General features: G+C 60.4%; 12 protein-coding genes. 7 read left to right on the top strand and 5 right to left on the bottom strand.

What is annotated here, in order from left to right; translation table 11 throughout:
* From HDF10_RS09535 to HDF10_RS09545, 3 genes are all read right to left on the bottom strand, one after another.
* Complete coding sequence (locus HDF10_RS09535) at positions 1–873, bottom strand: lysophospholipid acyltransferase family protein (RefSeq protein ID WP_183812808.1); 873 nt, start codon at positions 871–873, stop codon at positions 1–3.
* Positions 860–1,672 (bottom strand): GNAT family N-acetyltransferase, encoded by an 813-nt coding sequence (locus tag HDF10_RS09540; RefSeq protein ID WP_183812810.1) that lies wholly within the window; start codon positions 1,670–1,672, stop codon positions 860–862. The genes HDF10_RS09535 and HDF10_RS09540 overlap by 14 nt, the downstream gene beginning before the upstream one ends.
* A 97-nt stretch (positions 1,673–1,769) precedes the next feature.
* Positions 1,770–2,564, bottom strand: coding sequence for a lysophospholipid acyltransferase family protein (locus HDF10_RS09545; RefSeq protein WP_183812812.1), 795 nt, complete (start codon positions 2,562–2,564; stop codon positions 1,770–1,772).
* A 73-nt stretch (positions 2,565–2,637) separates the two neighbouring features.
* Here HDF10_RS09545 and HDF10_RS09550 point away from each other — a divergent pair, with 73 nt between their 5' ends.
* On the top strand, positions 2,638–3,207 hold the full coding sequence (locus tag HDF10_RS09550) for a DUF2062 domain-containing protein (protein ID WP_311732723.1): 570 nt from the start codon (positions 2,638–2,640) through the stop codon (positions 3,205–3,207).
* Here the strand turns inward: HDF10_RS09550 and HDF10_RS09555 are convergent.
* The gene (locus tag HDF10_RS09555) at positions 3,204–4,127 is read right to left on the bottom strand and encodes a phospholipase C/P1 nuclease family protein (RefSeq protein WP_260177788.1); all 924 of its coding nucleotides are present in this window, start codon (positions 4,125–4,127) and stop codon (positions 3,204–3,206) included. The two genes, HDF10_RS09550 and HDF10_RS09555, sit on opposite strands and share 4 nt — an antisense overlap.
* 162 nt (positions 4,128–4,289) lie before the next feature.
* On the bottom strand, positions 4,290–5,594 hold the full coding sequence (gene pncB / locus HDF10_RS09560) for a nicotinate phosphoribosyltransferase (protein WP_183812814.1): 1,305 nt from the start codon (positions 5,592–5,594) through the stop codon (positions 4,290–4,292).
* A 177-nt stretch (positions 5,595–5,771) separates the two neighbouring features.
* On the opposite strand from pncB, the gene HDF10_RS09565 reads away from it, so the two are divergent.
* From HDF10_RS09565 to HDF10_RS09590, 6 genes are all read left to right on the top strand, one after another.
* Complete coding sequence (locus tag HDF10_RS09565; RefSeq protein ID WP_183812816.1) at positions 5,772–7,094, top strand: PP2C family protein-serine/threonine phosphatase; 1,323 nt, start codon at positions 5,772–5,774, stop codon at positions 7,092–7,094.
* Positions 7,095–7,295: 201 nt separating this feature from the next.
* A complete protein-coding gene (locus tag HDF10_RS09570; RefSeq protein ID WP_183812818.1) occupies positions 7,296–7,700 on the top strand; it encodes a hypothetical protein in 405 nt (134 codons plus the stop codon).
* Between the two features lie 71 nt (positions 7,701–7,771).
* Entirely contained in the window at positions 7,772–7,966 is a 195-nt protein-coding gene (locus HDF10_RS09575) for a helix-turn-helix transcriptional regulator (protein ID WP_183761732.1), read from the top strand.
* A gap of 112 nt (positions 7,967–8,078) precedes the next feature.
* Positions 8,079–8,993, top strand: a complete 915-nt coding sequence (locus HDF10_RS09580) for an alpha/beta fold hydrolase (RefSeq protein ID WP_183812820.1) — start codon at positions 8,079–8,081, stop codon at positions 8,991–8,993.
* A 179-nt stretch (positions 8,994–9,172) separates the two neighbouring features.
* Positions 9,173–10,240, top strand: coding sequence for a 1,9-bis(guanidino)-5-aza-nonane synthase (locus tag HDF10_RS09585; protein WP_183812822.1), 1,068 nt, complete (start codon positions 9,173–9,175; stop codon positions 10,238–10,240).
* A gap of 320 nt (positions 10,241–10,560) precedes the next feature.
* Complete coding sequence (locus HDF10_RS09590; RefSeq protein WP_183812824.1) at positions 10,561–12,264, top strand: response regulator; 1,704 nt, start codon at positions 10,561–10,563, stop codon at positions 12,262–12,264.
* The last annotated feature ends 75 nt before the right edge of the window (positions 12,265–12,339 follow it).

Consider the following 12,339-nt stretch of genomic DNA (forward strand, 5'->3'; position numbering starts at 1 on the left):
TCAACAATTCTCCACAATCCCCGGACCAGCCCTAAGCGCCCCAACCAACGCGGAGTCGTGCTCCCACCCGACATTCGCCCCAGCCTCCAGCCCCAGCCCCTCATACATCTCCGCCACCACCCCCTGCGCCGTCTTCGAGAGCACAAAACGGTCCGCCCGCTCGACGATCTCCTCCCCAAACCGTATCTTCGCCCGCAGCCCACGCAGCCCAAGAAATTTGAACATGTGCGACCCAAACTCCATATCGCCCCACCAGCAAACATCCGTCCCCACGGTCGCGCTCCCATTCACAAGATGCGCGTCCAACGAATACCGCAGCGCCGCAACCCGCAACGCAACCCCACCATTCAACACCGAGTGAAACAGCCCACGTCGAAATGGCAGCACCTCTGCTCCGTCGGTCGTCGTCCCCTCCGGAAAGAACAGCACCGGCAAGCCGCTCCGATAAGCCTCCGCCATCGCAGCATTCACCCCCGCATACGTCTTCGGCCCACCGCCCCGCTCCACATACACCGTCCCCGCCTGCGCCGTCAGCCAGCCCAGCAGAGGCCATCCACGCACCTCCGTCTTCGCCACCATCACGAACGGCTGCACCGAGCTGTACAGCAGAATATCCAGATAACTCAGGTGATTCGACACCACCGCCCCGCCCGACGGCACCGCCCCCTCCACCAGGCACTCGAATCCCAACACCCTCACAATCCGCCGGCACCATCCATGAATCCAGATCGCACCCTCAGCCCCAACCCTGGGCCGCCGCCACCAACAGTCCACCACCGCCGCCACCAGCATTCCCACGAACCAAAAACTACGCAGCCCCGAACGCAAAAATCGCCACACAGCGATCGCCACACTCACCTCAGCACCCCTCAAGAAATCTCTTCGCCACCCTCGGATGCAGCGTCTGCAGATCCAGCAGCGTCAAAAAATCGATCGTCTTGAAGTCGCGATCGATCGCCGGCTCGCTGCATATCTTCGCTCCAATCGTCAGATAGGCCCGCAGCAGCTTAGGAGCGCGAACCTCCGTCATCTCAACCTTCGCCGCCGGCAATCGAAACGGCGCCGTAGCAACCGTCAACAGCGCCGGCTCCACCATGCAGCCGCGCAGCGACTCATACACCGCATGGCCCATCTCCGCGTCCTGCGATGTCAGCGAGCAGCACCCCATCATGTACCGCCCACCGTTCACCAGCGCATACCGCGCAATCCCCCGCCACAGCAGATGCAGCACCTCCGGCGACCGGTGCTCCCGATGAATGCACGCCCGGCCCAACTCCACAATCTGCCCACGCATAGCCTCATACGGCTTGAAGCAAAACTCCTGCTCGCTGTAGTACCCAAAGTACTTCCCGGCCACATCCCCCATCTGCATCCGGTACGTCCCCACAATCGCGCCCGTGCTGCGCTCCTGCACAATCATGTGATCGCACACATCATCGAAGTGATCCTTGTCGTACCCATCCGCATAGGCCGACTCAAGCCCTTCGTTCATCTCCAGGTTGAACACCAGAAAGCGCAGCCTGTACGCCGCGGCCCGCTCCCCCTCGCTCAATGCCAGCCGTACAACGTAATCTCCAGCCTCCAGTCGAATATCCTTCTTCGACGGCAGCTCCGGAGACACAGCCTTATTCGGAAGAAGTGCGATAGACCGCGACTCAGTGACTGTAAGCATCGACTCTCCTTGCAACTTCCAGGATTGTGGTGCGTTCGATGTCAGTCTGCGTCTTCCTCTGTTACAGAATGTTCACGGCAAATGAACATTCGTTGAATCAAAAATGGTGCATCTCCCGCGACACCTCCTCTCCTTCCCTAAAGGTGTTAGTTCTCAGCGCGTCCACCGCCGCCCGAGCCTCCACCGCCGCCTGCTTCCGGTGCAGCACGTCGCTCGAAAACTCCATCGGCTCCTCGGCAAACCGCACCTCCGCCCGCACCCCGCGCAGCCCAAGAAAGGTAAAGACATGCCCCAGCATATTCCGGTCCCCCCAGTAGCAGACGTCATCCGCAACGCTCACATCATCCCCGTTGTCTTCTCGAAGTTCATAGCGAAGACAAGCCGCCGTCACCGGAGCGCCGCCATCCATCGCCTGCGCCAGCAGCCCGCTATGAAACTTCAGCAACCCACTTCCATTGCTCGTCGTCCCCTCAGGAAAAAACACCACCGGCAATCCCGCGTCCACCGCCGCCTGCATCTCCGCCCGCGCCTTCATCGCAGATCCGCCATGCCCCCGCTCCACATAAACCGTTCCCGACATCGTCGTCATCCACCCCACCACCGGCCAGATCCTGATCTCCGCCTTCGACACAAACACGCACGGATGCACCGCCGCAAACACGATGATGTCCAGATAGCTCAAGTGATTCGAGATCACCGCCCCACGCTCAGGAAAACTCCCCAAGACACTGATCTCAACTCCCATCCCTCGCATCGCCGTCGCACAAAAGCGATGCAGCCAATCAGCCCGCGCCTCACGTGTCGACGGCCGCGTCAACGCCAACTCCGCACCGAACCTCACAAACATCCCCACCATCTGAACGCTCCGCCACGCAGCCCGAAAAAAGTTCACCTGATCGAATCCTCACTCGCCTGAAGCCGCGCTTCTTGAACGAAGCCTCATCGCGCAGTCTATCCTGTCAGCAGTGCAGCCCAACGAATCCAATCTCAGCGTCGATAGCAAAGTCCCCGCACCCATTCATCACAACTGGCTCTATCGCCGCGTCGCACTTCCTGTCCTCGCGCTCCTTCGCATGGGAGCGTCGCCGGAAAAACTAGCCTGGAGCCTCACCGTCGGTCTGCTCATCGGCATCAACCCCATCCTCGGCAGCACCACCGTCCTCTGCCTCGCCGTAGCCTTCCTCCTGCGCCTCAACATAGCCGCCTCACAACTCGGCAACCACGTCGTCTATCCACTCCAACTCGTCCTCGTCATCCCGTTCATCCGCCTCGCCAGCCGTGTCTTCCACACCGCACCTATGCCCCTATCGGCAAACGAGCTGCTCCACGCCGCCCGCGAGCGTCCCCTCGCCCTCTCCCGTCAGCTCTGGCTATGGGAGTGGCACGCCTTCGCCCTCTGGGCCATCTTCGCCGCAATCGCAATCCCAATCATCGCACTCGCACTCACCCCATTCCTGCGAAGACTCCTTAAGCGCGTCGAACACCACCAGTACCCGCTTCTCTCATCAACACAACCGGACAACAGCCCACACTAGTCCGCCCACTTCGAAGGCGGCAGCGGCTCCGCGCTCTTCACCCACGCCGAATAGATCATGTCCCGCAGCTCTGTAGCTCCAGCCGCCAGCCTCTCCTCAGCAAATACCTTCCCCTCCGGCGTCCCCGCCCCCGCAAACGCACCATCCTTCTCCAACTGATACGTCTTCTCCACCAGCGAATTCGTATGCCGCAGATAAGCCACGTAGTCGGTAAACACATCCCCCAGCACCACCGGCTTCTCCGCAATCAACGGAGCCACCTCTCCCGGCTTCACATTCGCAGACACAAAAGTCGATTCGAACAGCGCATGAATCCTGTGCTCCGTTGTATACCCCTTCGGATTCGGCCCCGTCCACCCGTTGTACTGAATCGTCGTATGCAGCGGCTGCGAACCATCCGCGACATAGTGCCCCAGCCATCCCGCCAAAAACACAATCTCGCACTCCGAAGGTTTCGTATCTTTGTGGTCTTCCTTCAGCTTCCGGTAGTCCCGCATCGCACTCTTCAACCGCTCCCACACTTCAACGGTTACATAAGGCTGCAGCCCAACCTTCTCCGGCGTCAACGCAAGATCCAGGTGCGACTTCTGCGCAAACTCAAGCGCACGCACATAGTCATACCGCCTCCTCGGCAACTCTCCAACTAGGTCCGCCCACTCCAGATCGATATAGTGTTCCGGAAACTCAGCCGCATTCAGCTCCGGCTCCAGCGGCGACTTCCACCGGTCCGGCTCCGGCCCGTAGTATTCCAGCGCATCCAGCCCCTGCTTCGATCGCAAAAACTCCGGCACATCCGACGGCAGCGCAGCCCCTGCCAATCGATTGATCATCATGTGCCCATCGCGCCCCCAAGCCAAACTCTGTTGAACCGTCAGCACCGGCAGCAAAGCCACTGCTGCCGCAACCCGAACCAAGCCCATCCATCTCATCATGCCGAAAAGTATACGTGGCACTCACTTCACAAAAAATGAACAAGCCAAGCAACGCGAGGACCCACAAAGCCAGCGTCACCGAAACAAGGTATACAAGTCACGAAGTGACCGCCTCGCGCGCAGCGAGCCCGGCCGGCAGGCCACAAGCTTCTAAACCGTAACCAAAGCCCCCTCCACCGCCACACTCCCAAACACCCGCCGATACCTTTCAATCTCCTCCGCCGGCCCAGTAGACTTCCGCGCATTATCCGACAGCTTCACCGCCGGCCGACCCTCCACCGTCATCAGCTTGCACACCAGGCTGATCGGCTCCAGCGCAGTCTCTCCCCTCGGATGACACCCACGAAAATCATTCGTCAACAGCGTCCCCCAACCAGCACTAAATCGAATCCGCCCATGAAAGTAATCATGAAGCCGCAGAATATCCCCCACATCCAACCCATCGGACGCAATCAGCCGTTTCTTCTTCGCATCCCTGCCCCGCTCCGTCAGCCACGCAACATACTCGTCCCCAGCAACAAAAGGGTCCTTGCTATCGCACCGCTGCCCCGTCCAATCCGCCACCCAATCCGGCGCTCCAGCCAAAAACTGCGTCGTCCCAAAAGTATCCGGCAACATAATCAGCAACTCGCCGCCATAGCTCTTCTGCCAGAGCTCCAGCACACGATACTGCGACGCATGCAGCTCTTCATCGTCCCTCGCCAGCGCTGCCATCGCCATCGGCAGTTCATGCGCATTGGTTCCCATCGCCTCCAGGTCGTGCTTGTAAGCAAGAAAAGTATTCGACGTACCCGACAGACTCGGCCCCAGCGCCATCCGCATCACCTCAACCACATACTCCTGCCACAAAAAACTATGCCGCCGCCTCGTCCCAAACTCCGAGATCCTCACCTCCGGCACCGCCCGCAGCCGTTCCATCTTCTCCCAGAGCTTCGTCTTCGCCTGCGCATACAAAACATCCAGCTCCAGCTCACTCAGCGTACTCAACGCCGCCCGAGTCTTCATCTCACTCACCAGCGCCAGCCCGTAGACCTCCCACATCGTCACCTCTGTCCACAGCCCCTCAAACCGCACCACAATCTGCCCGTTGTGCTCGGTCACCTTGTAATCGGACAGCCGAAAGTCCCTCTCCAGCCACTCCAGAAACGCCGGCTCAAAGATCGACCGTGTCCCATAAAACGTATTTCCCGCCAGCCAGATTATCTCCGACCGCCGAAACCGCAGCCCGCGCACATGCTCCATCTGGTCCACCAGCATCGCCGTCGCGATATGCTCGGACAGCCGTACCGACACCGTCCTATTTGTGACCTCCGAAGTCACATGAATCTTTGGAAAGTTCTTCCAGATAAACTGCAGCATCAGCAGTTTGTAGAAGTCCGTATCCAGCAGCGACCGCACAATCGGGTCCAGCTTCCAGTTATGGTTATGGGCCCGTTCTGCAAAGTTAACGTTCATCCCAACAGTCTCGTCTCCAAATCACTTCAAAGCAACCCTCTTCCCTTTGGCCCTCCAAAGAGTCGACAAGTGGCCCTGTACATCGAATCGGCAAAGGGTTGATGATGATCTCGCAACTCCAGCAATTGCCAGCAGCACCTAAACGCCGCCTCAAACCTTCGCAAAGGGAGCTACCACGTGAAGCCCGAACCTCAGGCAACCTCATCCCCCCGCATCTTCGCCGAACCGGCCGAACGCGAGTGTCCCGAGTGCCCCTACCTGCGCATCTTCAAATCCACCGTCTACGTCCGCAACCACGACAAGAGCCTCAAGTTCTACGTCGACCAGCTCGGCTTCAGCATCGTCGCCGACGCCCGCTTAGACTTCGACGGCCGCTGGGTCGCCATCGCCCCTCCCGACGGCTCCGCAATCCTCGCCCTCATCGCGCCCAAGCCCGGCTCAGAGAACTACAAACTCATCGGCCGCAACACCCAGGTCGGATTCATCTCCGAGGACATCAACACCACCTACGAGCTCTGGCGCAACCGCGGCGTTCGCTTCCACCACCCGCCCCAGCAGACCATCTTCGGCGCCACCGTCGCCGGCTTCTACGACATCGATGGCAACTCCTTCGAACTCCTCGGCTCCAACCAGATCAGCCGCGAGATCGAGCGCCAGCGTCACGACGCCACCCAGAAGATCGAGGCCGAGCGCCGCGCCGCCCAGGAGTTCGAGATCGCCCGCCAGGTCCAGGCCCGCCTGTTCCCCCAGACCCTCCCCCCGCTCGAAACCCTCGACTACGCCGGCATCTGCATCCAGGCCCGTCACGTCGGCGGCGACTACTACGACTTCCTCTCCCTCGGCCACGGCCGCCTCGGTCTCGTCATCGGCGACATCGCCGGCAAAGGCATCGCCGGCGCGCTCCTCATGGCCAACCTTCAGGCCAACCTCCGCAGTCAGTTCACCCTCGCCCGCGACGAGCCCCACGCCTTCCTCCAATCCGTCAACCGCCTCTTCTACCAGAACACCACCGACAGCGCCTACGCCACCGTCTTCTTCGCCGACTACGACGACACCGCCCGCCTCCTCCGCTACGCCAACTGCGGCCACCTCTGCGCCATCATCCTCCGCCACAACGGCGACGTCGAGCGCCTCCACTCCACCGCAACCGTCCTCGGTCTCTTCGAAGAGTGGCACTCCCCCGTCGTCGAGTGTCAGCTCGCCCCAGGAGACCTCTTCACCCTCTACACCGACGGCGTCACAGAATCCTTCAACGAGTCCGAAGAGGAGTTCGGCGAAGACCGCCTCATCGCCGCTCTCGGCCGGCACTCCAAACTCCCGCCCCAGGCCCTCCTCACCGCCATCATCGACGAGATCAAGACCTTCAGCACCCACGAGCAACACGACGACATTACCCTCATCGTCGCAAAGTGCACCCCAGCAAAACAAAAGCCCATCCGACCAAAGGGGGGGCCCGTGCCGCACACCCCACCCAGAAAAGGTATACAAGTCACGAAGTGACCGCCGAATCGGGGTCCCCGCAAACAGGTCTTCGTTTACGGGGTGACTGAGCGCAGGAGGCCCGTCCGGCAGGACACCGGCTCAACGAATCTTGGTACTCGTGGAAATCAAAGAGAGTTTTGGAAATAAAATGACAAGCACGCTTGACAATCACTCTCATTTATGTCAAGCTTAGTTGTCTTTATGGAAGGGACTCTTGTCATGATCTGCATCCCAAAGTCAAAAGCCGAACTCCGCTACCTCTACCGCCTCGCTCCCACAATGCTTGTCTATGTCATCTGCCTCTTTATTGTTCAGAGGATCTTCCATCACCACCACCCCACCGGCTTAGTCGCCTACCTTCTCGCCGTGCTCCCTGCATTGCCGCTGGTTGGCTCACTCGTTATCGTTGACCTCTACATCGCCGAAGAATCCGACGAGTTCCAACGCTCCATCCTCATTCAGTCGATGCTCTGGGGTCTCGGCGGCGCTCTTTCGCTCGGCACCATCTGGGGCTTTCTCGAAGACTTCGCCAACGCGCCCCATATCTCCATCTTTTATGTCTATGTCGTCTTCTGGATCGTCATGGCACTCTCCCAGCCGTTCGTACGAATGAGATACCGCTGAAAGACACACTGCCAGCAATCGCGACCGACGCTGCAGAGATCAGCCAGCCTAATCCACCTCAGGAAAAGCCAATGAAGAACCGCCTCCGTGTCCTTCGCGCCGAACGCAACTGGAGCCAGGCCGATCTAGCCGAGCGACTCGAAGTCTCCCGTCAATCCGTCAACGCGATCGAGACCGGCAAGTTTGATCCAAGCCTCCCGCTCGCCTTCAAACTCGCTCGCCTCTTCAACAGTCCCATCGAAACCATCTTCACCGACGAAGAATAAGCACGCCCAAACCATCTCGCTCATGACATCTGTCACCTCACTTCACTGACGCCAGCCACTAACAACCAGACAATAAACCCGGCACACTGAAATCGTTCGAAGGAGCTCAGCCATGACCCTATCCCGCACAACCTACCGCCTCGTCATCCTTCTCCTGATCCTGGCTGGCATTCTTCTGCTGAAAAAGCCAGTCTTCGGCCAGGCAATCACGGCCGCACCCACCCGCTTCTCCGTCGTCATCGAAGGCGTCGCCCCCGGCAAAGGCCCCGACGTCCTCCTCATCCCCGGCCTCGCCAGCTCCCGTGACGTCTACGCCGCCGAAGCAAAGCTCCTCACTCCTGCCTACCGTCTCCACCTCATACAGATCGCAGGCTTCGCCGGCGAACCCTCCGGCCCCAATGCCACCGGCCCCATCCTCGCCCCGGTAGTCGAGCAACTTCACCAGTACCTCGTCGTCAACCACCTCCAGCCCATCCCCGTCATCGGACACTCCATGGGCGGCCTTCTAGCCCTCATGCTCGCCCAGGCCCATCCCGAAGACGTCAACAAGCTCCTCATCGTCGACACCCTCCCCTTCTACGGCCTCGTCTTCAACCCCGCCGCGACAGTAGAAACCGTCGCACCACAGGCTCAGGCCATGCACGACCAGTTCATCGCCATGCCCAACGATCAGTTCGCCGCATCCTCGCCCACCTTCACCAACCGCCTCGTCAAAGATCCCGAAGGCCAGCGCCTGGTCTCAGCCTCCTCCATCGCCTCCGACCGCACCGTCTTCGCCAACGCCATGCTTGAAGACCTCGGCACCGACCTCCGCCCTCAGTTAGCCACCATTAAGACGCCGATGACGCTTCTCTATCCCTATGAAACCGCGGAAGGCCCAGCCGACCAGGTCACAACCCTCTACACCACCGCCTACGCCACCAAGCCGAACCTGAAGATCGTCCGCATCGACGACTCCCGCCACTTCATCATGTACGACCAACCCGCCACCTTCGACAAAGCCGTCCAAACCTTCCTCAAACCCTGATAAATCCTTCATCCGACCAAAGGGAGGACCCAGGCAGCCGATCCACCAAGACCGGTATACGCGTCACGAAGTGACCGCCCCGCGCGTAGCGAGCCCGTCCGGCAGGACACAAGCCTCTCGTATGAAATTCACATGAAATCCGCGCCGTTACTAGCCAAAATTGATATCCTATAAAAGCCATGCCTACAAAAAAAGAACTCCTCGCCCGCCCCATTCAGCACCTCGACATCAAGCAGCACAACGTCGTTCCCCTGGTCGACGCGATGTCCCAGATGGCCTACTCCGCGCGTGACACCGCCCGCGCTGCCAACATCTACGACATGATGCTCCGCGACACCGACTGCGGCGTCATCCTCTGCCTCGCCGGCTCCCTCATCTCCGCTGGCCTTCAAAAAATCTTCGTCGACCTCATCCGCAACAACATGGTCGATGCCGTCGTCTCCACCGGCGCCAACATCGTCGATCAGGACTTCTTCGAGGCTCTCGGCTTCAACCACTACGTCGCCGGCGACGAGTACAAATACGGCGCAGGCGACGCCGAGCTCCGCGAGCTCATGATCGACCGCATCTACGACACCTTCATCGACGAAGAAGAGCTTCGCCAGTGCGATGAGATCACCCACCAGATCACCAACTCCCTCGAGCCCAAGCCGCACAGCTCCCGCGAGTTCATCCGCGAGATGGGTGCCTACCTCAGCAAAAACGGCAAGACCCCGCAGGCAGGCGGCCGCGACTCCATCGTCCTCGCCGCCTACGAGAAGAACGTCCCCATCTTCTGCCCCGCCTTTTCCGATTGCTCCGCCGGCTTCGGTCTAGTCGCCCACCAGCACGCCCGACAGGGCAAACCAATGGTCTCGATCGACTCCGCCAAAGACTTCTACGAGATCACCCAGCTCAAGATCGCCAACCCCACCACCGGCCTCCTCATGATCGGCGGCGGCGTTCCCAAGAACTTCGCCCAGGACATCGTCGTAGCCGCCGACATCCTCGGTGTCGAAGCCTCCATGCACAAGTACGCCATCCAGATCACCGTAGCCGACGCCCGCGACGGCGCCCTCTCCGGCTCGACCCTCAAAGAGGCCTCCAGCTGGGGCAAAGTCGACCTCACCTACGAGCAGATGGTCTTCTCTGAAGCCACCCTTGCCCTACCCCTGATTACCAGTTATGCCTTCCACAAGAACGCCCACGCTTCCCGAAAAGGGAAAAAATGGACCACCGTTCTTGACCAGGTTCCCGTAACCGCCTAAACCCTATAAAACCCTATAAAAAGCCGCCTTTTCCCGCGAATAGGCGGCTTTTTATAGTCAGTTTTTCCACCTAAGTGCTTTGCCTCCAATGTTGTCATCTGTGATAACCCACGGAGGTGTTATTCCCACTGCAACTTATTTTCTGTCATCCTCAGCCTGAAATCAGATTATTTCCGCTAACGGATCGGGTTCCTGTAACCTTTTCACCGAGCCCCCCATCCAAACTGCGCTGTAACACGTAAGCGGTATAAGTTTTCCAACGGTCACCAAACTTAGTTACTGATTAGTCGATTTGCAGTTACCATGGGTTACCGGAAAAAATGCACATCCTTCCTCTACTTGGCTACCTATCGCTCCTCACCACCTCTGCAGTTTTGCTCGTCGCTTTTCTGCGCGTTCAACGTAATAACCGTGACCTATCCGACCAGTTGACCCAGGCCCGCGAACAGCAGCATCAGCACACCCTACAACTCACCCACCGCTCCGAACTCGACACCCTCAAGGATGAGTTCATCTCCACCGTCTCGCACGAGCTCCGCACGCCCCTCACCAGCATCCGCGGCGCACTCGGCCTGCTCTCCTCCGGCATCATCGGCGACGTAGACGCCAAAGCACTCAACCTCCTCCGCATCGCCGTCACCAACACCGACCGCCTCATCCGCCTCATCAACGACATCCTCGACCTCGAGCGCATGGAGTCCGGCCGCGCTCCCCTGCAGATTCGCCGCTGCTCCCTGCGCGATCTTGCCCAGCAGGCCATCGACACCATGACCCCCATGGCCGACGCCAACACCGTTCATCTCGCGCTCGAGCCCTCCACCGTCGCCCAGGCCGCCTATCCCGAAGCCCTCTTCTTCGACGGCGACTCCGACCGAATCCTCCAGGTCCTCACCAATCTCCTCTCTAACGCCATCAAGTTCTCCCCAGCCGCTTCTACGGTCCGCATCCACACCGAAGCCGCCTCCGACTCCATCCTCCTCAAGGTCGTCGACGAGGGCCGCGGCATCCCCGCCGACAAGCTCGATACCATCTTCGACCGCTTCCAGCAGATCGAGCCCTCCGACGCCCGCCAGAAGGGCGGCACCGGACTCGGCCTCGCCATCTGCCGCAGCATCGTCCAGCAGCACTCGGGCTCCATCTGGGCCCAGCGCAATCTCGGCACCGGCACCACGCTCTACATGATGCTGCCCCGCACCACCCGCGCCACCGACGTCGCTGTCCCCTCCCAGCTCCCCCCCCGCGGCGAAGGCGCCATCCTGGTCTGCGACGACGACGCCGGCATCCGTACCGTAGTCTCCGAGCACCTCACCCGCCAGGGCTACACCGTCGTCGAAGCCAGCTCCGGCGAACAGGCCCTCATCCTCGCCGCCGAGCATCACGTCGAAGCTATCCTCCTCGACCTCTACATGCCCGGCCTCAGCGGATGGGAGACCCTTCAGCGTCTCCGCAACAACCCCATCACCGCCAACATCCCCGTCGTTGTGCTCAGTGTTCTGTCCTCCACCCTTCGCCCCCAGCTCACTGGCGACGCGCAAGGATGGGTCCAGAAACCCTTCAACGAAAATCTCCTCTTCGCAGAACTAGGCCGCGTCCTGCACCAGGGCGAAGGCCCAGCCTACGTCCTCCTCGTCGAAGACGACGAAGACCTCGCCAGCGTCCTCACTGCCAGCTTCCAGGACGCGGCAGTCCATGTCGATCACGCGGCCACCCGTCAGCAGGCGATCCGCCAGTGCATCACGCGCCCGCCAGACCTCCTCATCCTCGACCTCACCCTGCCCGACGGCGACGGCTTCTCCCTCGTCGAGTGGCTCCGCCAGCAGCCCACCCTGCGCACCATGCCGCTGGTCGTCTACTCCGGCCGCGAGATGTCCGAGACCGAGATGGCCAAGCTCCGCCTCGGCCCCACCGAGTTCCTCACCAAGGCCAAGGTCCAGCCGCAGGAGGTCGAAGAACTCGTCCTCTCCATGGTCCACCGCCTCCGCACCAAGTTCGCCGACCTCGCCACCGCAGGCCCAGCCGCCTAACGAAACACCCCTCCCGTCGGCCGTAATCATCTTCCTTCGCGACCAACGGAAGCGCCAACCGAAGGGGTATACCCA

This window comes from Tunturiibacter empetritectus (genome assembly GCF_014201375.1).
In the GTDB taxonomy this organism is placed as follows: Bacteria; Acidobacteriota; Terriglobia; order Terriglobales; family Acidobacteriaceae; genus Edaphobacter; species Edaphobacter lichenicola_D.